At 32.5% G+C, this 23,065-nt stretch carries 20 protein-coding genes; 9 read left to right on the top strand and 11 right to left on the bottom strand.

Annotated elements, in window-relative coordinates:
• Positions 1–88: 88 nt before the first annotated feature.
• Complete coding sequence (gene nirB, locus ABD816_RS11770) at positions 89–2,608, bottom strand: nitrite reductase large subunit NirB (protein WP_344927570.1); 2,520 nt, start codon at positions 2,606–2,608, stop codon at positions 89–91.
• Between the two features lie 183 nt (positions 2,609–2,791).
• Positions 2,792–4,099, bottom strand: a complete 1,308-nt coding sequence (locus ABD816_RS11765) for an alginate export family protein (protein ID WP_344927568.1) — start codon at positions 4,097–4,099, stop codon at positions 2,792–2,794.
• Between the two features lie 268 nt (positions 4,100–4,367).
• Between ABD816_RS11765 and ABD816_RS11760 the strand changes: the two genes are divergently transcribed.
• Both ABD816_RS11760 and ABD816_RS11755 read left to right on the top strand, forming a co-directional pair.
• On the top strand, positions 4,368–5,057 hold the full coding sequence (locus tag ABD816_RS11760; protein WP_344927566.1) for a response regulator: 690 nt from the start codon (positions 4,368–4,370) through the stop codon (positions 5,055–5,057).
• A 322-nt stretch (positions 5,058–5,379) separates the two neighbouring features.
• On the top strand, positions 5,380–6,177 hold the full coding sequence (locus ABD816_RS11755; protein WP_344927565.1) for a glycosyltransferase family A protein: 798 nt from the start codon (positions 5,380–5,382) through the stop codon (positions 6,175–6,177).
• 95 nt (positions 6,178–6,272) lie between these two features.
• Here the strand turns inward: ABD816_RS11755 and ABD816_RS11750 are convergent, their stop codons facing one another.
• The gene (locus ABD816_RS11750; RefSeq protein WP_344927563.1) at positions 6,273–7,121 is read right to left on the bottom strand and encodes a type IV pili methyl-accepting chemotaxis transducer N-terminal domain-containing protein; all 849 of its coding nucleotides are present in this window, start codon (positions 7,119–7,121) and stop codon (positions 6,273–6,275) included.
• Positions 7,122–7,681: 560 nt separating this feature from the next.
• Between ABD816_RS11750 and ABD816_RS11745 the strand changes: the two genes are divergently transcribed.
• The 7 genes from ABD816_RS11745 to ABD816_RS11715 all read left to right on the top strand — a co-directional run bounded on the left by ABD816_RS11745 (position 7,682) and on the right by ABD816_RS11715 (position 15,372).
• Positions 7,682–9,088 carry a CmpA/NrtA family ABC transporter substrate-binding protein gene (locus ABD816_RS11745; protein WP_344927560.1) on the top strand — a complete coding sequence of 469 codons (1,407 nt, stop codon included), beginning with the start codon at positions 7,682–7,684 and terminating at the stop codon, positions 9,086–9,088.
• A gap of 251 nt (positions 9,089–9,339) precedes the next feature.
• Positions 9,340–10,434 carry an ABC transporter permease gene (locus ABD816_RS11740; RefSeq protein WP_344927558.1) on the top strand — a complete coding sequence of 365 codons (1,095 nt, stop codon included), beginning with the start codon at positions 9,340–9,342 and terminating at the stop codon, positions 10,432–10,434.
• Positions 10,435–10,445: 11 nt separating this feature from the next.
• Positions 10,446–11,309: an ABC transporter ATP-binding protein gene (locus tag ABD816_RS11735; protein ID WP_344927555.1), complete on the top strand. Its 864-nt coding sequence runs from the start codon at positions 10,446–10,448 to the stop codon at positions 11,307–11,309.
• 13 nt (positions 11,310–11,322) lie between these two features.
• Positions 11,323–12,144 carry an ABC transporter ATP-binding protein gene (locus tag ABD816_RS11730; RefSeq protein WP_344927552.1) on the top strand — a complete coding sequence of 274 codons (822 nt, stop codon included), beginning with the start codon at positions 11,323–11,325 and terminating at the stop codon, positions 12,142–12,144.
• 488 nt (positions 12,145–12,632) lie between these two features.
• The gene (locus tag ABD816_RS11725; RefSeq protein WP_344927550.1) at positions 12,633–12,956 is read left to right on the top strand and encodes a hypothetical protein; all 324 of its coding nucleotides are present in this window, start codon (positions 12,633–12,635) and stop codon (positions 12,954–12,956) included.
• Between the two features lie 131 nt (positions 12,957–13,087).
• Positions 13,088–13,414: a hypothetical protein gene (locus tag ABD816_RS11720; RefSeq protein ID WP_344927548.1), complete on the top strand. Its 327-nt coding sequence runs from the start codon at positions 13,088–13,090 to the stop codon at positions 13,412–13,414.
• Between the two features lie 557 nt (positions 13,415–13,971).
• Positions 13,972–15,372: an MFS transporter gene (locus ABD816_RS11715; RefSeq protein ID WP_344927546.1), complete on the top strand. Its 1,401-nt coding sequence runs from the start codon at positions 13,972–13,974 to the stop codon at positions 15,370–15,372.
• Positions 15,373–15,453: 81 nt separating this feature from the next.
• On the opposite strand, the gene ABD816_RS11710 is transcribed toward ABD816_RS11715, so the two are convergent.
• The 8 genes from ABD816_RS11710 to ABD816_RS11675 form a co-directional block, all read right to left on the bottom strand.
• A complete protein-coding gene (locus ABD816_RS11710) occupies positions 15,454–17,226 on the bottom strand; it encodes a cytochrome c biogenesis protein (protein WP_344927543.1) in 1,773 nt (590 codons plus the stop codon).
• Positions 17,223–18,608 (bottom strand): cytochrome c biogenesis ResB family protein, encoded by a 1,386-nt coding sequence (locus ABD816_RS11705; RefSeq protein WP_344927542.1) that lies wholly within the window; start codon positions 18,606–18,608, stop codon positions 17,223–17,225. Before ABD816_RS11705 ends, ABD816_RS11710 begins: the two co-directional genes overlap by 4 nt.
• 99 nt (positions 18,609–18,707) lie before the next feature.
• Positions 18,708–19,070, bottom strand: a complete 363-nt coding sequence (locus tag ABD816_RS11700) for a hypothetical protein (protein ID WP_344927540.1) — start codon at positions 19,068–19,070, stop codon at positions 18,708–18,710.
• Positions 19,071–19,109: 39 nt separating this feature from the next.
• Positions 19,110–19,832 carry a cytochrome c3 family protein gene (locus ABD816_RS11695; RefSeq protein ID WP_344927538.1) on the bottom strand — a complete coding sequence of 241 codons (723 nt, stop codon included), beginning with the start codon at positions 19,830–19,832 and terminating at the stop codon, positions 19,110–19,112.
• A gap of 3 nt (positions 19,833–19,835) precedes the next feature.
• The gene (locus ABD816_RS11690; RefSeq protein ID WP_344927536.1) at positions 19,836–20,876 is read right to left on the bottom strand and encodes a 2Fe-2S iron-sulfur cluster-binding protein; all 1,041 of its coding nucleotides are present in this window, start codon (positions 20,874–20,876) and stop codon (positions 19,836–19,838) included.
• Positions 20,877–20,889: 13 nt separating this feature from the next.
• Complete coding sequence (locus ABD816_RS11685; RefSeq protein ID WP_344927534.1) at positions 20,890–21,369, bottom strand: hypothetical protein; 480 nt, start codon at positions 21,367–21,369, stop codon at positions 20,890–20,892.
• A gap of 19 nt (positions 21,370–21,388) precedes the next feature.
• Complete coding sequence (locus ABD816_RS11680; RefSeq protein ID WP_344927533.1) at positions 21,389–22,249, bottom strand: c-type heme family protein; 861 nt, start codon at positions 22,247–22,249, stop codon at positions 21,389–21,391.
• A 41-nt stretch (positions 22,250–22,290) separates the two neighbouring features.
• On the bottom strand, positions 22,291–22,719 hold the full coding sequence (locus ABD816_RS11675; RefSeq protein ID WP_344927531.1) for a globin family protein: 429 nt from the start codon (positions 22,717–22,719) through the stop codon (positions 22,291–22,293).
• Positions 22,720–23,065 lie beyond the last annotated feature (346 nt).

Raw genomic sequence — 23,065 nt, 5'->3', positions numbered from 1 at the left:
TTCTATTTTTATTCCTGAAAAGTCAACTCATTATAGGTAAACGATAACGAAACTGTTTTTCAGCTCTTTTCTAGATTTTAATTATAGCTTATTGCCAGTGTTTTGGCATTTTTTGTTCGCGTAAAGGAACAAATACCAGATTATCATCATTGTCATCACTATTAACAAAATGACTAAATCTTTTCATCATTTCGGGATCTTCGATAGCTTGTTTCCACTCGCATTCGAACTTGTTAACTAATGTTTGCATTTCCCTTTCAAGATCATCGGCAATACCTAATTTGTCTTCAATAATAACTCCTTTAAGATACTCCATTCCTCCTTCTAGTCTGTCCTGCCATGCAGCAGTTCGTTGCAAAGGTTTTGCGGTACGCATATAGAACATTAAATAACGGTCTAAATACTTAATGACTGTATCATTATCGATTTGCTCTGCCAATAACTCCGCATGACGAGGAGTAGCACCACCATTTCCACCTACATACAGGTTCCAACCGCCATCTACTGCAATTAGTCCAAAATCTTTTCCACGAGCCTCTGCGCATTCTCGGATACAACCAGAAACTCCACCTTTGATCTTGTGTGGTGAGCGCATTCCACGATATCGATTTTCTAATTCAATAGCAAAAGATACACTCTCATCCATTCCATAACGACACCAGGTAGAACCTACACAACTTTTTACAGTACGTAATGATTTTCCATATGCATGGCCACTTTCAAAACCTTTATCGATTAATTCTTTCCATATTAATGGTAATTGATTTAAGGTAGCACCAAAAAAATCAATACGAACACCTCCGGTTATTTTAGTATATAAGTCATATTTTTTTCCAATCTCACCTAAGTCAATCAATTGTTGAGGTGTAATTTCTCCGCCCGGAACTCTGGGTACGACAGAATACGTCCCGTTACGCTGAATATTAGCTAAGAAACGGTCATTAGAATCTTGTATAGCATATTCTACATTTGCTGTATCAGCATAAATAGTTGCCATTAAGGATGCCACTAATGGTTTACATAATTCGCATCCGTGACCTCCATTACCATGAGTGTCTAATACTTCATCAAAAGTTTTAAGTTCCTTAACCTGTATTAGATCATATAATTCCTGACGGTTATAATCAAAATGTTCGCAAACTGTATCTTTAACTACACGACCTAATGATTTTAAGGTAGCATCGACTAAATCCTTAACCATAGGCTTACAACCACCACAACCAGTTCCAGCTTTTGTACAGGTTACTACATCCCCCAGATCATTTGCCTCACCATTCTCGATAGCACTACAAATTTGACCTTTGCTTACGCTTTCACAAGAGCAAATTTGAGCATCATCCGGCAGGTCCATTACATCACCTAGTAACCCACCGCCATCTCCACCACGGCTGCCCAAAATCAGATCCTCAGGTTCTTCAGGTAGTTTCATTCCATTAATATAAATTTGGAATAAAGAGTTGTAATCAGAAGAATCACCTATTAATATTCCTCCTAACAGTTTTTTGCCGTTTTTAGAAACGTTTATTTTTTTATAAATACCACTTCGTTTATTTACGTAGGTAATTTCATCAATTTCTTCTTTAGCATCATTTAAAGCATCGCCAAAACTAGCTACTTCAGTTCCAATTAGTTTTAATTGAGTAGACATATCTATAGATACTGGCATAGATTTTTCTCCACCAGTAATTTGATCAACTGCAACTTCTGCCATGTCGTAACCAGGTGCTACTAAACCGTAAATCATACTGTTTAATAATGCACATTCTCCAATAGCATAGATACTGGCATCAGAGGTTTGCATTTGTTGATTAACCAATATACCACCACGTGTTCCAACATCAAGACCACATTCGCGTGCTACTTCATCACGAGGACGAATACCCGCAGAAACGACGAGCATATCTACTTTTAGTTCTGTATCATCCACATATTGAAGCCCTTCAATAGCTTTGTCACCCTGGATAAATTGTGTTTGTTTAGAAAGGTGCACTTTTAAGCCTAAGTTTTCAATTTTTGCTTGTAGCATATCACTAGCACCAGTATCTAATTGTCTCGGCATAAGACGAGGAGCAAATTCGACAACGTGTGCATTCAATCCTAAGTTTTTTACTGCGTTTGCAGCTTCTAAACCTAATAGTCCACCACCCAGTACAGCAGCTTCCGTTTTACCAGCAGCTTTTAATTTTTTAGCATACGTTTCAGTAGCTTCAAGGTCTTCTATGGTTCTATATACGAATACTCCTTCTTTTTCTACCCCTGGAATAGGTGGTACAAAAGCTGATGATCCCGTAGCTAATATCAGATAGTCATAAGAATACGTATCTCCACGATGATTTGCTACCGTTTTGTTTTCTCTATTTATTTCGGTAATCATTTCTGAAGTATGTAGATCAATATTATTTTCTTCATACCAAGTTGCTGATGACATACTTAAGTCTTCAGCAGTTTTACCATCATAAAACTCACTTAGATGTACACGATCGTACGCTCTTCTTGGTTCTTCTCCAAAAACGGTTACTTTAAAATCACTATATTTTTCTGAAGCTACAAGTTTTTCGCAAAACTTATATCCTACCATACCGTTACCAATAACTACTACCTTCTTCATAAGTTACGTATTTAGACTACAAAATTAAGTATAAATACGTATTCATTGAGTAAGAATTACGTAAATATGAGTGCTGGAAACTGAGAATTTCAAAATAATATATAAAAAAACCTGCGAAAATGATTTCCGCAGGTTTCCCAATATGTTTGTTAACCCATTAACAAACTACCTAATTAATATTAATTATTCTTTTGGTGCGGGACGCCATTTTAAAAGGTTTGGTTTTACAACTAGCATAGCCCATCCCCAGTTTTGCATACTAGCAGGATCGTCAACACCTTTGAGCACTTCCATACTTTCTGATGCGAACATATGGGAATATCCTATTTTTAGAGTCGCAAAAGGCAATAATTTTTGTGTATATACTAGATCTATTTCTGTTCCTAATCCATTATCTAAATCTTCTCCTATATCAACGGCAGAAGAGAAATAATGACCTTTAATAAGTAAGCTTGATTTTTCGCCTGTTTTGATAATAGTTTTAGCATAAAAATCATTTAATCCTACATTATTAGCGTGGTTACCAACATAGAAATAATCCATATAACCATTAAATTTATGGTTGGTTCCAAAAATAGGAAAAAAGGATTCTATTTTACCATCTGCACCACCATCTTCATCTCCACTTAGCGTTTCGAAACCAAGACCAAATAATGTTTTGCCAGGTTTATAGTTCACTTCTAACATCGCGTTATAAGCGGATAAATCTACTGTTTCTGTAAATTCACCGGTTTGAGCATAGATATTGGCATTAATAGAAAGACCTTTTGCAGGTTTAGCCACTAAATGTGTTCCAAAAGTTTGTCTGTTGGCATTACCATCTACAGGAGTTTGACCATCATCACCAAGAGTTTGGTATGAATTATTAGCAACCAGTAAACTTGCTGAAAATTTTTCCCAATCTTTATGTAACCAAGCGAATATCATTCCTTTGTAATCAAATACTGCTCTTGCATTACCATCATTATTGGGATTAAACAATGTAGTTTGACGACTTGTTCCATTTTGATTAAAAGCTACACCTACATCAAGTTTAAATCCTTCTTTGGCATATTTTACCAAAGCTGCATCATGAAAACGACCTTGCATTGCCCAATCTAATCCACCAAATATTCTTTGATCATCATAAGATAGTGCTTGTCTACCCAGTTTTGTAGACCAGCCACTTCCTAATTTAAAATCAATCCAAGCTTGTGCAATAGAAAAACTATTGTTGCCATCTCCTGCTGCGATCTGGGGAGTGTCTCCCCAAACACTAACATCTTGAAAACTAAGTAAGGTAGAGAATTTCTCTTCCTTATAACCAAATTTTAAACGTGACCGTTGTTGTACAAATAACCCTGCATCTGTACCATCCGGTAATAGATTGCCAAAACCATTAGAGTACTCTAGACGAGGTCTTACATCTGCATCAATACTTAATTCTTGAGCTTTTCCTTGAAATATTGCTAATAGTACTACTAATAAAGTGAATGTTAGTTTTTTTTTCATCTTTTACTTTTTTTGTTAAGATATTGTAAATATACAGATCCTATATTATGTTTTAAATAATTAATTCTATTAGCTGATAGATTAATTAATACGGTACAAATATAAGTATTAATACTTATTTTTAATGCGTTATTTTAAGCAATTATACGTAGTTTTTGTTTTGAATTTCATAACTTTTGAAAGCTATTTTTGAAATATTCATATTTTTGATGTAAAAGCATTAATTTTGAGATTAGATTGAACATTTCATAATACTAAAAGTAAGTATATGGTAAGTATAGTATTGGTAGACGATCATTTTCTTGTAAGAGATGGTATTCGTTCTTTGTTAGAAGATGAGGAACAATATAAAGTAATTGGAGAAGCATCTGATGGAAAGGAGGCGATTAGCGTCATTCAGTCATTGAAACCAGATATTGTAATTTGTGATATAAGGATGCCAGAGATGTCAGGTATAGAAACTGTAGAACAACTTACGTCATTAAAAGTAACCTCTAAAATGATTATGTTATCTATGCATGACTCAGATGAATATATTTTACAATCAATTAATGCTGGTGCTGATGGATATCTATTAAAGGATGCTAGTAAAGAGGAATTTCTTAAAGCGTTATCAACGGTAAGTAAAGGTGACAAGTATTTTAGTGGAGATGTTTCTTCTATACTAGTAAGAAGATTGCTAAAAGATGAAAACTCAATATCCTCAAAGGTGGATAGCGATGTAGCTAATACTACAAAATCCATAACCGTTTCTTCTGATCATTTTGATCTAACAAAAAGGGAACGCCAAATATTAAAATTAGCTGTTTCAGGAATGACTAATAAGGATATTGCGACTGAATTAGATATTAGCAAGCGAACTACAGAAGTGCATCGATTTAATTTAATGAAAAAAATGGGGGTAAAGAATGTATTAGAGCTTAGTAATAAGGCAAGAGAGTATGGGATGATTCCTTAAAATAAAATTATTAAGTCATCCTTTATTTATTCTGGGTGGAATGGATTTCTATAGTCGTTTTATTAGATCGTGATTTTTGCAATGTCTTAATAGGCTAATATACAGTTGAGCACTATAGAAATGACATAAGAATAGGGTGTATGCAAATTTGTTAGTTACAGCGGTTTTTGAAAATAGCGGGTGTTTTCAAGATCAACTAATATAGTGTTCATGACCATATCTACGGTATTATAGTCTATGATTTAACCAAAGTAGATGAATTTATTAATTCATAAAACACATAATAATATGCTCTTTGATAAAGCCAAAATTAATCGATAATATGATTTTAGAGGTTCTTATTAGTACAATGGATAGAAAAGATATTTCTTTTCTTAACCATATGTTTATTAATAATAATTTGAGTGATTTAAATATTTTAATTATTAATCAAACAGACTCTAAAACTCTTTTGAAGTCTGATGCTGTAAATATTCGTGTAATTAATAGTTTTGAATATGGGCTTTCTAAAAGCAGGAATCTGGCGATCGAGCATACCATAGGTGATATTTGTCTAATAGCAGATGATGACGCTGTGTACGAAAAGGACTTTTATAATACAATCTTAAATGCATTCAAAAAAAATCCATCAAGTACTCTTATAACCTTTAAGGCTAAAAATCTTAAAGGAACCAGTTATAGGGAATATGATAATCAGAACACAAAACATACACAACAGACTATAAAGGATATAATGTCATTAGAAGTTGCATTTAATAGTGAGAAAATTAAAGCTTTTGATATTAAATTTGATACACGTTTTGGGTTAGGAAGTGAATTCCCTACTGCAGAAGAGTATTTATTTTCCAGGGATATTATTAATAAAGGGTTAATCGGTAAATTTTATAACGAATTTATCGTTTCACATCCACAATTTAATTCGGGGATGGCACTGGGAAATGATGACATTGTATATGCACGAGCAGCATTAAATTACAAAATACTAAGCTTCTTTGTATATTTATGGATCCCAAAATATATGTTTTTTCTTATGAGACATTCATATATTAAACCGAAAGAATTGATAAGTAAGGTGCTTATTTCGTTTCAGGGAATTAAAGCTTACAGGGAGAGTGATTAATGCTTTCGTTAGATCTTTTCTATTATGCTTTGTCTATTGGTGTTTAAGAATCTATCTTATTTTAATTTGTGAAAAGCATTATTAATAGGAGGTAATTACATTTTTTGCCTGGCTTTATATATTTCTTCGTAAATGGCTGTTAGATTATCAAAAGTATCAGTTAATCTGGTTGTTGTGTTGTAGATTCGTTCTATTTCAAATTTAGAGTTATATAATAAATTTTGATCACTTTTTATTTTTTCCCAGAAGTAGAGTAATTTCATAATATCTGCTCTTACAATGTCATCATTATAAGGGCTATTAAGTAAAGTGAAAATAGTAGTTTCAAATTCTTCAAAAATTTGTCTTAAAAGCAACTTGTATTGTTCACTCTTATTATCAAATAAAGTCATACCTAAATAATATAGGCAAAATCGTTGACTTAACATTCTCTGCTTACCAGATATATTAATTATATGAAGTAAATCTTCGAATTGATTTGCTTTAGTTTTTGGATTTTTAAAATTTTGTTCAATATTAGTAACTACTTGATCACATAGTTGAAGAAGCGGGGTGTTCTTTTCTAAAAGTAATTCAGCATTTTTGAGATTAGGATGAGAAATAAGAAGTGCTTCATACTCTTTCCAGTGTTCTGATACCTGATTTAATGAAGATTTAATGACATTACTTTTAGCATTTTCAGATAATAAATTTAATTGTTTGGTAAATAGGGCGATATTGGCTGTTAAATCCTTTTTTAATTCAGGATTAGCAACACCTGAAACCATCATTAGATAAAGCTTAGCAGTTTTTTGGGTAAGCATCCGTTGTCTACCAGAAATATTTATGGCTTCAGCATAGCTAATGTTGCCAAAATTGGCAGGTTGTGCGTCAGCCTCACAAGAAGAGAGAAAGATTAAGAATAGTATACAGAAAATAGATCTACAGAGTAATGATAACTGCATATTTTTATTTTAAAATCAATAGAACATATTAATAATCGTCATTATATAGGCTCTACTTAATACATAACAAAATAATAATTAAACCTTACTATACAAAGAAAATAATGATTTTCTCCCTCTTTAATTGAAATAGGTCAATTTTTAATTTTGGTTTGATTAATATTTTTTAGCTTAACTAAATGGTTGTCAGTTTTTTAAAATCTTGGTATTTAATTTTTATGGCTTATGAGAATCAATGATGAAGGATCGTTAAATCTTCAAGTTGTAAAATCAAAATCATGTAAAAAATATAATATATATTTTTTTAACAATTTAAATAAGAATAATACACAATATAAAGCTTATTTATTGATAAAAAAATATCGATGGAGATTTGATATCAATTTTTGATATAATTGAATCCCTATAATTGTTTACTTTTTATAATTCAAATAAAAAAAACGTCTTTTTCGTAATTAACATTTTAGCTACGTATTTTATATATTAAAAACTAAGTATTTTAAGTATTAATACTTAGTTTTGTTCTGTTCTATTAGCTGAATATAAAAACGAATTGAATTATGAAAAAACTACATTTAAAAATAAGCTTGGCATTAGTCACTTTAATTATGGTGTCTTGTGGAGGTGAAAAGAAAAAGCAAGCGGTATCATCAGATATAGATACTAAGGTTGATGAATCAAAATTAGCTATTGAAAAGGCACAACTAACTTTTGGATTCATAAAATTAACAGATATGGCTCCTTTAGCAATTGCAAAGGAAAAAGGTTTTTTCGAAGAGGAAGGCTTGTTTGTATCAGTAGAGGCGCAATCTAATTGGAAAAATGTATTAGATCGAGTTATAGATGGTCAATTAGATGGTTCACATATGCTAGCGGGACAACCAATTGCTGCCGGGGCAGGTTTTGGAAGACAGGCAGAGTTAGTAACTCCATTTTCTATGGATCTTAATGGTAATGGAATTACAGTGTCTAATGACGTATGGGCTAAAATGAAACCTAATCTTCCGAAAGATAGTGAGGGCAAGCCTATTCATCCAATAAAGGCGGATGCATTAAAACCAGTTATTGCAGAATATAAAAATAAAGGTGATGCTTTTAAAATGGGTATGGTATTTCCTGTTTCTACGCATAATTATGAAATCAGATACTGGTTAGCTGCAGCTGGAATCAGTCCGGGAATGTATTCTAAAGATAATATACAAGGACAAATTGATGCAGATGTTTTGTTGTCAGTAACTCCTCCACCTCAAATGCCTTCTACCTTAGAATCAGGATCGATTTTCGGATATTGTGTAGGTGAGCCATGGAATCAGCAAGCTGTTTTTAGAGGGATAGGTGTTCCTGTAGTTACTAATTATGATATATGGAAAAACAATCCTGAAAAAGTGTTTGTAATGACTAAGAAGTTTATAGAAGAGAACCCAAATACTGCTGTTGCAGTGACGAAGGCATTGATTAGAGCGGGTAAATGGTTAGATACTCCGGGAAATAGAAAAGAGGCGGTAAAAATTCTATCTATGCCAGAATATGTGGGTGCAGATGAAGTTGTATTAGCAAATTCTATGACAGGTACTTTTGAATATGAAAAAGGAGATAAAAGGGAAATGCCAGACTTTAATGTATTCTTTAAGTATAATGCAACATATCCTTTTTATTCAGATGGAATCTGGTTTTTAACTCAGATGAGAAGATGGGGACAAATTCCTGAAAGCAAACCAGCAGCTTGGTATGATGAAACAATTAAGGAAATTTATCGTCCTGATATCTGGACAAAAGCTGCTAACTTATTAGTAGAAGAAGGACATCTTGAAGATTCTGATTTACCAAAAACGGATGGTTATAAGCCTGCAACTACTGATTTTATAGATGGTAATAAATATGATGCTAAAGATCCATTAGGGTATATAAATAGTTTCAAGATTGGTAATAAAGAAAGTGTTGAGGCTTTACCAAGCACTGGTAAATAAAAATAAAGAGTTATTATTTATACTCTTATCTGATAAGAAGTTGCCATCATCAATAATGTTAATCTTAGTGTATCGTTAGACAGGCCTGATAGGTTTCTAAAATCATTCAGGTCTGATAATGGCAATAATATTATGTATCATTTTTAATGTATTGATACAATGGATTAGGTTGTTTAATACTCAAAAAAGAATCAGACTACAATTCTCTCCGACATCTACAGGCATGATGTTGGAAATTAAAAATAATCATCATGAAAGATAGATCAATACATATTCTCAATTTTATTGGATTAGGTTTTTTTGAACCTGCAATAAGATTGGCTAGTGGAGAAGAAGTTAAAAAGAATGTAACAGCATTGTTTAGAAAAGTGCTTTTGCCTATATTTTCTATATTTTTTTTCCTAATGTTATGGAGTGCTGGATCCAGTTACTTATATAATATTGAAAAAGATTTTAGAATAGAAAAAGCTTTTAAGGAAAGAGGGGAAGCAGCAGCACAAGAGGAAAAAAAATGTATAGAATCCGGAAATGTAAGTTGTCAGATTACTACACTGCCATCGCCTACACAAGTATGGTTGGGGTATAAGTCCTTGTTAGCAGATCATTACCTGATTAGTGAAAAGAAACGAGCCTTTGAAGAACGATTAGCTTCAAAGAATGCAGAACTTAAAGAAAATGATTTACCACCAATAGAATATACAGGTCGACCCTCTTTTGTAGATCAAATATTTACAAGTTTAAAAACAGTTTTTGCTGGTTTTTTATTGGCATTATTTATTGCGGTACCTATAGGTATTATGCTTGGTCTTAGTGAGACATTGAGATCATCAGTCAATTGGTTGATTCAGATTTTTAAGCCAGTTTCACCAGTTGTTTGGTTGTTGCTAGTTTCCATGATTGTAAATACGTTAAGTAAAAATTCTGATAGCGATAGTGCATTTGTAATTTCATTTATAAGTGTAGGATTATGTTCAATGTGGGCTACCTTAGTCAATACTAGTATGGGTGTTTCTTCTGTGGATAAAGATTATATTAATGTAGCTAAAGTATTACAATTGAGTGTAGGGCAAAAAGTTTTTAAGATTATTTTGCCGTCTTCTTTCCCATTGATATTTACTGGATTAAGAATAACGCTTTCTGTTGCATGGATGGTACTCATAGCTATAGAGCTATTAGCACAAAGTCCAGGTTTGGGGCTGTTTGTGTGGGAAGAATTCCAGAATGGAGCAAATGATTCTAATGCTAAGATTATAGTAGCAATGTTTGTAATAGGTATTATTGGGTTTTTATTAGACCGAATGATGCTTACTGTACAAAAATTTGTAACGTTTACTGAAGAAACTTAAAAGTATAAAATATGGCTTATATAGAGTTAAAAAATGTATCTAAATCTTTTGGGACAGGGAGCGATCGAACAGAGGTTTTGTCTAATATTAATCTTACTATAGAAGAAGGAGAGTTTGTAGCAATTGTTGGGTTTACAGGAAGCGGTAAGACTACATTGATTAATTTGATATCTGGACTAATCATGCCTGACGAAGGAGAGGTTTTATTTAAAGGAATGCCTGTTACTGGTCCTAGTCACGAGCGGGGTGTTATTTTTCAGAATTATTCTTTGTTACCATGGTTAAACGTAGGTAATAATGTAGGAATGGCTGTAAAAGAAGCATTTAAAAAATTTACAAAAAAGCAACGAAGAAATAGGGTAGAGGAGTATGTAGAAATGGTGAATCTATCTCCGGCAATCGGTAAATTACCAAAAGAACTTTCTGGAGGGATGCGTCAGCGGGTTTCTGTAACAAGAGCTTTATCCATGAGTCCAGAGGTGATTTTGATGGATGAGCCACTTAGTGCATTAGACGCTTTAACAAGAGGTAACCTACAACAGGAGATTCTAAAAATCTGGAATAAAGATAAAAAAACAGCGTTGCTTATCACTAATGATGTGGACGAGGGGATTTTAATGGCAGATCGTATTATTGCTTTGAAACCTGGTCCCAAAGCAACATTAGGACCAGAGTACAAAATAAATTTAGAAAGACCTCGTGATAAAACAGCACTGAATCACAATGATGAATATAAAAAATTGCGCAATACCATTATTGAGTATTTAATTCAGATAGGGGAGCAGAGAGCATCTCAAAAAGAGATGACTTATACATTACCAGATATTAAACCTCAATTTAAACAAAGGTATTTTAAAGGAGTAAGTTTTAGCTAAAAGGCATATAAATATGAAAACAATAGAGGAAACAAAAGTGCGTAGATCAGATAATGGTTTGTTTGAGGATAAGTATATGATGGAAATCTCTCAGTTAACTAAAATTTATCCAACGCCAAAGGGTGATTATGTGGTATTAGATGATCTAGATCTTAATGTAAAACATGAAGAATTCATATCAATTATAGGGCATTCAGGATGTGGTAAATCTACTTTGCTTACTATGATAGCAGGACTTAACCCAATTTCCAGAGGAACTATTGTAGTTGGTAATCAAACAATTAAAGGTCCGGGGCCGGATCGGGGGGTTATCTTTCAGTCTCCTAGTTTACTACCTTGGATGACTGCGTATGATAATGTGATGTTGGGGGTAAAACAGGTATTTGCTCATGGAACAAAAAAAGACAGGGATGATATTGTGAAATACTATTTGTCTAAAGTAGGTCTGGAGGATGCAATGTATAAGAAAGCGAAAGAATTATCGCAGGGCATGCAACAGCGAGTTGGTATTGCCAGAGCATTTGCGCTTAAACCAAAAGTTTTACTATTAGATGAGCCATTTGGGATGTTAGATTCTTTAACAAGAGGGGAATTACAAGATGTGCTGATAGAGGTATGGAATCAGGAAAAAATTACTGCTATAATGATTACACATGATGTGGATGAATCTATCTTTTTAGCAGATAGGGTTATTATGATGACTAGTGGACCCAGGGCAAAAGTGGGAGATATATTAGAAATTGATTTTGAACGACCAAGATTACGTAAAGATGTTTTAGATCATCCGGATTATTATAAATATAGAGAACATTTAATTAATTTCCTCGAACATTAATATAATTGAATCAATACATGTAAACCTCAAAGAATCTTACTTTGAGGTTTTTTTTATATCCAGTTATCAATTGTTCACGACGAAAGTACGTTGGTTGTTAATTAAAATCCTTATGAAATAGAATTCTTCTGCCTGGTATTATGTTGTAAATACAGTTTTTAGCACTTTTTTAAGATAGATTCATTTTTATTTAAAAATAATAAATGTTAAAAAATTAGAGTTCATCTATATTTTTTTTCTTCAAATTGAAAAAAATTAAATTTTATTAAATCATTTTTGAGTATAGTATAAATATGAGTTCAAATATTGTGTTTTAGGGGGTGTGTTGTTTATTTTTATATTTTTTATATATAAATTTGCTTAAATTGGTAGGGTTAAAATGTTTTTATTTACTTTTTATAAGTAATACCCCCTAAAAAATTAGGGGTACATTCGAAAATTAAATTATTTGGGTTTTCTTGCTGATTTAAAATTGTAAAAACATATTTATGGATATAGAAGAATTAATTACTGTAGCAATAACTGAGTTTTTGGATGTTGAGGTACATAGAGATACTGGAAATTTAGATTTTTCATCTAAAATAGAAATCGTAAAAAAAAGAATTACAAGCAAAGTTAAGAACAGCCCTGATTCTTATGGAATGATAAAAGATGTAAACGGTTATGAATATGAAATGTTTTTTAGTAGTAATCCTAATGATATGATTAAAATCGATGGTTGGATTCCGATAGATACAAAAAGAATAGAAGAAGCAGATAAGATAAATGAATATATAGATATCGGATTATTGAGAAAAATTGGGATTTCATAGAATTACTGGCGATTAATAATTGAATAACGCTTATTCTTTGCTAAGAATTTAATAGTGAAATGATATATAATTATTCAGATATATTTTTAAAATAAATTACTAACACAAACTCAAAATAAAAAAAGAAAGTTATGAAAGTAGATGAGTTAATTACTGAAGCAATTACAGAATTTTTAGATGTTGAAATCCATGGAGATACCGGAGAATTAGATTTTTTTTCCAAAATCAATATTGTTCAAAAAAGAATGATGGATAAGGTTAAAAAGAATTCTGATTTCTATGGTATGGAATCTAATACCTTTGAATATGAAATGTTTTTTAGTAGCAACCCCAATGATATGATTAAAATTGATGGATGGCTACCTATTGATACTGCAAAAATTGAGAAGGCTGATAAGATTGATGAGTATGTGAAGATTGGATTATTAAGAAAAATTGAAAGATCGACGGCTGCTTAAACTAACAAACGTAAGTTATATCGAGTCGCATACCACAATTTTGTAATGATTGTTGTAAGAGAATAATAAATATAGGCTAATTCATTTTTAAACCTGATGAGATTTCTTTTAATCTTATCAGGTTTTTTAATTAATATAATTCTTCGAGGTTTTGCCTGAAGTGCAACATATAGAATCAGCATAAAAGAATGTTGTTTCCAGATTATTATAGCAGAGTGGTTCTATTTTTTATACCTCGTACTCTTGGTTCGGGATAGTTTGTTATGTGCTATTTTTCTTGAGCTTTTTCATAGGATTTCTTGATAAATGTTTGATATGTAGTCGTTTGTCATTTTTTCCTTTATTTCATTTGTTAAATAATAAATGAAATAAAGGAAAAAATAACATTATGAGAAGTAAAATGGTTGAATTTTAGGAATATCGTAATAATGAGTAAAAATACGTAATTAAGGATTCTGAAGTACGTATTTTTTAGGTATTTATACTTAGTTTTGACAAAAAATTAAGCATTTTGTGTTTTTAATGCTAAAAATTCAAAAAATAAAAAATAAGTACTTATGAATACTTCTGGTAAAGCAACAACTTTAAGTTTATTAAATTTTAAAAGTCTTCCAATCAGAACATTTTGGATTACATCTATCGCCTTTTTTCTTTGCTTTTTTGCTTGGTTTGGTATCGTACCTTTTATGCCAGATGTTGTAAAAGATTTAGGATTATCACCAGATCAGAAATGGAACTCTATTATCGTTGCAGTTTCAGGAACTGTATTTGCCAGATTATTAATAGGAAAATTGTGTGATAAATATGGACCTCGTATATGTTATACCTGGTTGTTAACATTAGGAGCTATCCCAGTGATATTACTCGGATTTGTACAGACACCTATGCAGTTTATTATATGTAGATTATTTATAGGATTTATCGGTGCTTCTTTTGTTATTACGCAGTTTCACACCTCAATCATGTTTGCACCTAATATTGTGGGAACCGCTAATGCTACCTCTGCTGGATGGGGAAATCTAGGTGGGGGAGCTAATAGATTGGGTATGCCTTTAATAGCAGCTGCAGTCATTAGTTTTGGAGTTGCAGAAACAGAAGCCTGGAGATATAGTATGATTGTTGCTGGAGTAGTTTGTTTTTTAATGGGTATTGTATATTTCTTTTTTACAAAGGATACGCCAAACGGAAATTATGCGGAATTAAAAGCAACGGGAGAATTACCGGTAGCAAAAAAAGATGAAATAAGTTTTGTAAATGCTATAAAGGATTATAGAGTTTGGATTCTTTTCTTAGTATATGCAGCTTGTTTTGGGATGGAACTTACTGTATATGGTACCATGGATGATTATCTTCAGAATGCATTTCAACTGGAGAGAAGTACGGCAGGTAATCTAGTTTTGTCTTTTGCATTAATGAATATTTTTGCTAGAACGCTCGGTGGTTTTTTTGGAGATAAATTTGGAAAGTTAAAGGGATTACGAGGTAGAGTATTGTTCTTAGCTGTTATTCTGGGAGTACAGGGGATTATGCTGGCAACATTTTCTGGTATGACAGGACTTGCTTTTGGCATTGTATTTCTGGTAGGATTTAGTCTTTCTGTCCAGATGGCAGAAGGGGCAACGTTCTCTGTAGTGCCTTTTATTAATAAAAAAGCAATCGGATCTATTTCAGGAATTGTAGGAGCAGGAGGTAATGTCGGCGCCTTTGTTGCGGCAATGGTCTTAAAATCAAAATCTGCAGTAGCTGAAAAAATAGCAATTGCAGAGAACCAACATTTAGGACAAGAAGCAGTAGAAACAGCACAGGCTTTAGCATCTGCAGAAGCAGTGTCTAGTGGATATTTATTAATTGGAATATTTGTGATTTTTACAGCAATTGTATCGTTAGCGATTAAATTCTCAACAGAAGATGAACAAGCAGTTGCCAGCGAAATGAAAAATATTCCTTCTTATAGTTAAATCAAAATTGTTTATACATAAGTAAGTATATATTGTTTATTTGTTTGCCGGTTACAATTTTTTGTAGCCGGTTTTTTGTTATTAAAATGTATTCAAAGTTTTGTTTTTTTGTTTGATTTTAGGAAAAATACTAATGATAACTGCAATCGGAATAGCTATGTAAATCCAGGTTGGTATGGGAAAAGGATCACCTTTTGCATATGAATGTAATCCTGATAGATAATAGTTTACGCCAAAAAATGTCATAATCAGGCTTCCTAATGAGAAAAAGCTACATACATTATAGAAGTACATATAGTTTTTAGGCAAGATAATTCTTATATGCAATACAAAAGAGTATATGATGATGCTGATCAATGCCCATGTTTCTTTAGGGTCCCATCCCCAATATCGACCCCAGGATTCATTTGCCCAAATACCACCCAGAAAAGTTCCTATAGTAAGCATAAATAACCCAATAGTACTGGTTAATTGGTTGATATTAGTTAATTCCTGTATAGTATTATGTGTTTTGGTTGTTTTGCTATAAGTATTTGTAGACATGAGAATCAAAACGATTAAAGCCAGTAATGACCCTAATGCCAAAAAGCCATAGCTTCCGGTTATGATGGCTACATGAATTAATAACCAATATGATTTTAGTACAGGAACCAGATTGGTAATTTCTGGGTTCATAAGGCTGCCTTGAGCAATGCCAAGTAAGCACATGGCTAATATAGCAGCTACAGCAGGTGTGAATGTGTTTTTTTTGGAAAAAAGTAATCCTGCAAACATGCCTACCCAACTAATAAATATAGTTGCTTCATATCCGTTACTCCAAGGGGCATGTCCTGAGATATACCAGCGCATGACAATACCAAATCCATGGAAAAGAAAAACTAAGGATAGTAGTATGATGGTAACAATTATAATTTTTGAAACATAAAAATTTACTTTAGTAAAAACTTTTATAAAGTTGAAAATTAATAGGATAATACCTAATAATGTGTACGCGATCAAGGTTTTAAGAAAAACCATATTCTTGTTGAACCAGATCTCCCAACGTACTTTTTTTGTAGATAAAACGATGGCACCTCCCTGTTTCAATTGGAAATTTTTTATAATTGAAACAGTTTCATTTGCTGTAGTCCAGTTTTTTGATTTTTGCCCTTTTTCTAACTGCTCCAGATATGTAGGTATAATTTTATTAAAAAGAAGTTGATCATCACCAACAAATTTTATATCAACCTGAGCAGGAGTATACCATGTCTGGTTTTGATCTCCTGTTTTTGGAAATATTTTAAGAAATTGTCCATTAAATATACTCCAGACAATGTTAATACGCTCATCGATTTTGATAATATCTTTGTCAAAGACGGTTCTTTTACCGGGTGCTTTAGCAAAGGCGGCAGCAACAATTTCTTTTAATTTGTAATTTCCCTGAAAGTCGAAAAATTGAGCAGCACTCGTATAGCCCAGTGCATTAATAGATATATATTTCTGTAATTCTGGGATTGCCTTTTTTTCAATTTTAATGAACTCTAACAACTGCCATGAATCTGGTCTATATTGCATTCCAAGGAAAACCTGAGTAGCAGAGAGGATTTTGTCTTCGTTATTTTTGTCTAAATACTTAAAAGTGCTTTTTCCATGTATTTTACGCAGTAAGTCTATTGCTAAGGTGTGGATAGGTTTAATCCTACCTTGAAAATCCTGTACTTGGATGGTTGCAAAATTTTCTGCGTGATCAGGATCTATCCATTGCCTTTCTATAAGTTCATGAGTTTTGAGGTGATGTAGCTGTTGTGCTTCTATAGAAGGAACACATATGATTAGAAAAAAAAAGAAGCTATATCGTATTTTTTTTATTCTCATTTCAATGATTTTAATAAGATTCCAAAATGAGATGTTTTCCAAAATAAGCTTAACAACATTCCTAAAGCCAATAGTGCATACCCTATATATGTAATTGTAGTACCCCAAAAATCTCGATTTACAGAAAGGATGGTGCCGCTTTCATCAGGAAGATAGGCAGATTGAAAAAAACGGTATCCTTTATGATTCATTACATTATTCATGAAAATAGTGTAGTTAAAAAAGTTGTTTTTCTCTTGTACTTGTAGCTTGCTATAGAAGGCAGAGGGACTCTCAGAGCCAGGATACCTTTCTAAGATAAAGTCTTTTAAAAATAAAGAAAAAGGGAGTTGAATCGGTTTAGATCCATAACGTATATCTAAATGAATATTGTTTATGAATAAGGTGCTGTAAGGGTTCATGTATCCAGGTCCACCAAACAAGGTGATTTCTTTGATTTCATCACCAGAAGTTACTTCGAGGATAATAGCAGACTCCTCATTTTTCTTGTCAGTTTTTTTTTCTGTAGAAACGATTTCCTTGTATTTGTCCTCATGGATCTCATTAAAAACTACAGGAATATTACGAATCTGACTCAAAGCTTTAAGTTTTAGGGGAACCAAACTATCCTTAGGATATGATCCTGCTTTATTTAGAATCATAGAAAAGTAGTCAGTCACCTCAGGGAAAGATACCGACCAAGTCTCATTCTTCTTAGTAATGAATACATCATTCTTTAGTTTATTAGCTGTGTCAAAAGCTATAGAGATGCCGTATATATTCTCTCTTGTTCCTTTTTCAATATAGAAATCTTTTCGTTCATCATTATCGGCAATTACTACCTGAAGGTAAGTTTTTCCTCCTATAGAGTCGGTTAAAATAAATTGAGCCCGAGGAATATAACGTTTTAATTTAAGGTTGATTTCAGTATTTTCAAAATCTACCGCTTCATTAATATAGTTGAATCCTAGTTGACTCATCAAGAGCCTGTCACTAATGAAATTTTCTTGTGTAGCGCCGTTGCCCGCTCTAACTTGTAAATAACTATCAATAGAGATCATTCTATCGCTGGCTTCATTTTCTTTTATAGTCATTAGTGCTTCATATCCTCTATATCTGGTAACTCCTGCACCTAGAATGATGATGATAAATGCGATATGGAATAAAAAAACAGGTGCTTTTTCCCAACTTATAAGGTTGTATTTAGCGATATTTCCAGCAAAATTAATTCCGAGGAGTAGGATAACGATTTCAAACCATTTTGCACCATAAACCAGTGCTTTTGCAGTTTCAGTACCATAATCATTCTCAATAAATGTGGCAATTGCCATAGCAGTAGCGAAAATGAGTAACAACAATCCGCTGGTACGGTTAGAAAAAATAATTTGTAGTAAATAGTGCAATTGTACTATATTTTAATTAAAAAGATTAATGATTCACTTTCCTGCGTAATTAGCTGCTTACATTTCAGAAACTCTTGTTTTTTTGGTTTTTGACTTATCTTATTCTTTCATTCCTGTGACTACCCATTTTTTCATAACTTCAATTGCGCAACTGTCTATTTTTACTCCCTTACGATAGGGCATAGCAATAAATCCCGGAGCATGTGTAATTGATCCAATTAATTGTCCGCTTTCTGCCATTTTTTTTAAGCTGGCATAGTCAAAAATTTTATTTCGAGAAGCCTTTTTCTTATATACATCTGGAGCGTGGCAGGTAAAACAATGGGTTTCTACAAGGGAGGCTATATGATTTGTATAGTTAACATCGTCAGTGATATTACAGATTTCTTTAGTATTGTCTTTACACGAAAGAACAATAAATAAGGAAAATAGAATTACAGTAAGTTTAGTTATCTGATTCATAGTATCATACTTTTTAGAATTACTTTAAAATGAAAACTTTTATTTCGCGTTTTTATACTTTTTTTTCATTTTTATCCATTCTTCTTCACTAAGAGGGAGGTGTTTCTTTTTTGACGAAAAAGGATCTTCACCACCTTTTAGATATGCTTGTATTTTTTTTAACGGAATAGTATCTTCTATTTTCTCAGCTACCTGATAGATGTGATTTCCATGAAAATCGTGACATTGTAAACAAGTGCTCCATTGCTTGTTTGCGATTAGTTTATCGTGTGGTACATCAATAGGATCATTCTTTACTTCAAGATCATAATGACAGTTTATACAAAACGTAGCGTCTTTAAGAACTACTCTGGTGTCGTTATGTTCCCTATGGCATGTCTCGCAAGCTGTTGTGTTGATTTTTGCAATAGCATCCTTAAATCTAGGCTCTAGGAAACGATGTGTGGGATGTCTGTCATTGGGTCTGTCATGGCATTCTAAGCATTTTTTGTTATCCACATTCTCTGTTCCAAAATCAACTTTTGTTTTTCTAAACCCAAATGTATACGAAATATTGGATTGAAGTTGTTGTAACAAATTACCTTTAGCATCGGTATGACAAGCATTACAGGATAATCCTTCATGTCCGGTATTAAGTGGTCCTAAACTAAGAAAACTTTCAGTTTGCTTTAAAGGGAGTACGATATAAGTAATAATTCCTATAGCTATTCCAATTAGGGAGCCAATATATTGCCTTCTCCGCAATGGGTTTTTATTAAACATACGCTAGTCGTTTAGAAAACTAATACTAACTGTGTCACTCTTTGGGTAACTTATGCAGGTAAGAATATTTCCTTGAGCTACTTCTTCTTCTGACAAAAAATGTCCATCAGTCATATGTATTTTGCCAGATATACATCTTGCTTTACAGCTGCTACACATGCCTGCTCTACATGAGTAAGGAAGTATAATATTATTTTTCATAGCAGTTTGCAGGATGGTTTTGTCTCCGGGGACATCCAGTGTAAGTTTTTTATCTTCCTGATAAATAGTTAAAGTACTTATTAAATCCTTTGCCTCATCAGAAGATATTACATCAGTAGTAAAAGCCTCTAGCTTGATCTTTTCTCTGGAAACTCCGTTTTTGGCTAATATCTCTTTAGCTTTTTCCATAAATCCTGCAGGCCCACACATCATGTAAGAGTGATTATCATAGGTAATTTGGTGTTTTTGGAAAATTTCGGCTATCAGATCTTCATGAAGTAAATCCTGATGATAATTTGCTTTGTCTTCCTGAGTCTTTTCTAAAAGATGCTCCACAGAAAAAGCAGTAGGATAGACGGTTTCCAATTTTTCAATTTCGTCTTTAAAAATTATAGAAGCTTTATTTCTGTTAGCATAGATTAATAAGATTTTAGATAAAGGTTCTTTGTCTAAAACAGTTCTGATTATAGAGAATATTGGTGTGATACCACTTCCGCCTGCAAATAATACATATGTTGATTTGACTTTTTTATCTGGAACTACAAAAAAACTACCGGCAGGCTTTTCAATTTCTAGCTTATCCCCAACTTTTAGGGAATCACACAAGTAATTAGACACTAGTCCCTTTTCTACTTTTTTTACTGTAATTCTTAAAAATTTATCTTTGACAGGGCTACTGCTAAATGAGTATGCCCTTTTTTGAATTTTGTTTTTTACAAGAATTTTGACAATTAGAAATTGACCAGCTTTATATTTTACAGGATTAAAAAATCCACCTTTATTAAGTACAATGCTTACAGCATCTTCGGTTTCGTTAATTATTTCTTTGACAGTTAATAGCATTAGATACTTAGTTTTATTTATAATAAAATACAATTCCAATATGAAAAATGGCTAAAAAAGTAATGACTATAGATAACGCTACATGAGTAATCATCCAGGATTGAAAAACCCATTCTTTTTTACTTTTTAAAATATCCAGATTGATGGTTCCTAAAATCATGTTGATGAAAAATATATATGATAGTAATGCTAGATATCCATAGCCAAACTCCATAGCATGTATGTAAAAAAATAATGGAGATATAATACCAATCCATTTATGCAGCCTGGTAAAAAGCATTGTATGTTTCCTTAGCTTTTTAGAAACTCTGGTCAATGTGAGTATCCATTGAAATAGTATGAATATTCCAACAAATACTCCTGACCATCTTTTGTACTCCTCATCTAATTGTAGGTTATAGAGCCATTGCCATTTTAGATCCAGTATGTATTGTAAGATATATGCCGTGAATAATCCTAATCCAATACATAAAAAGCTATATGATTTCTTCACTATACTAGCACTGTTTATTTTAGTTAGAAGCTAAGTCTGTTGTCTCTTTTACTTTCTTATGATTGTCGGCTAATAATAATTTTTCCAGACTATGGTAAGATGCTAATTTTCTGACACTATCAATAAAAACTTCAGCAGTTGGTAAATAGAACCCTGATGAAGGCCAGGCTTTACCTATAGTTGGTTTTGTACTGTCTATTTTGAAAGCTGCGATTTCTTCCAAATATGAGTTATATACTGCTTTTGTGCCATTTCTATAAGCATTAATAACTCCTATTGCCTCTTTATAAGAAAGAGAGTCTGATGGGTATTGCCATGTTGTTGCTCCCATAACATCGCCTAGTTTCCAATCTGTTTTTGTAGTGCTTTCGTGATCATTATGACAATTCACACAAGGGGCGGCTACAGCTAGATCTGCAAACATAGAGGTGTATAATTTCTGATCTTCTTCATAGAAATGTTGAGGCTTCTGATCTGTTTTTATTTTTTTAAACAGATCAGCTTGTTTTCCCTGAAATTTGTTAGAAGCATTAATGGGGAAATCAGAACCAAGATATAAACCTAATGGTACATCACTTTTTCTGATATCAGCAGAAACACCTCTTAAGAATAGCGCAGGAAGTGGCCCTGCTTCTACATCATCATCTTGCCAGTCTTCATCAAATTTTAATCCTTGTTTCTTTCCAGCACCAACAATTCCTTTTGTGTAGAGTGTTCTGGTAATATCATTTTCTTCGGCAACTAATGTCATGATATCTGCAACTGCAAAAACTTTGTCAGAAGTGCTACTTGCAGAAGTTTCTTCAGGAACCCCACCACAGGATTGTATACCAATAAGAACCAGTGATACACATATTCCTTTTATTTTTAGATAATTCATTTGATATAGTTTTTTGTTACTAATTTGTGTTTTATTGCATGCTAAGCTGCCTCACCGTATGCAGCGGTCTTCATGACGGATGCCATAATACCATATGTATCTGTCCAAGCCGTTTCCACTTCTGAGGTAAAATCATCTCCTAATCCGGCAGCAAGTGTGCTTAGTAATGCAGCACCTACCGTGTCATAATGAGAGGGTGTAACTTTATATGCCACATGTCTTTTTCCTAAATCTTGTAATATAGGTACTAGTTTATCTAGGTTATTAAGACCAGCTACAGCAGAGGAAAGCATAGTCATTAATTTATTTCCCTGTCCTTTCATCGCCTCAGCATTGTCAGAAGGAAATATTTTTTTTAGTTCCGGATCTAATTCAAAAAGTTTATTATAAAAAATTTCAGCAGCTGTTTCTGCTATAGGAGCAACTTTACTAAAAGAAGCTTGTACCAATTCGATTGTCCTTTTTTCCATATTACAATTTTTAAATGTGAAACATTTATTAAGTATTAATACTTAATTTTGATTCAAATATATTTTAATTACTTGTAAACCACAAATGCGAAATATTCAATTTATCATGTTTTTTTAACATTTTAAATGATGTAAATTTGATATATTTTGATGTATATTTTTATTTTTAACTTATTTAGTAAGGATATTGTAAATTAAGAATTTGATAAATATCAAGGTCGTAAAAATAAGTATTTGACTCTAATTAGTAGATTTTGCCATTCTGATAATATTTTCAATTTTTTTTAAGAAACTAATAATTGAGTATGATGATAAGAATTAGTATCCTTTTCTTTTTATTATACCA

This window comes from Aquimarina addita (genome assembly GCF_039539305.1).
Taxonomy (GTDB): domain Bacteria; phylum Bacteroidota; class Bacteroidia; order Flavobacteriales; family Flavobacteriaceae; genus Aquimarina; species Aquimarina addita.
This window is presented reverse-complemented; position numbering and strand designations above follow the sequence as displayed.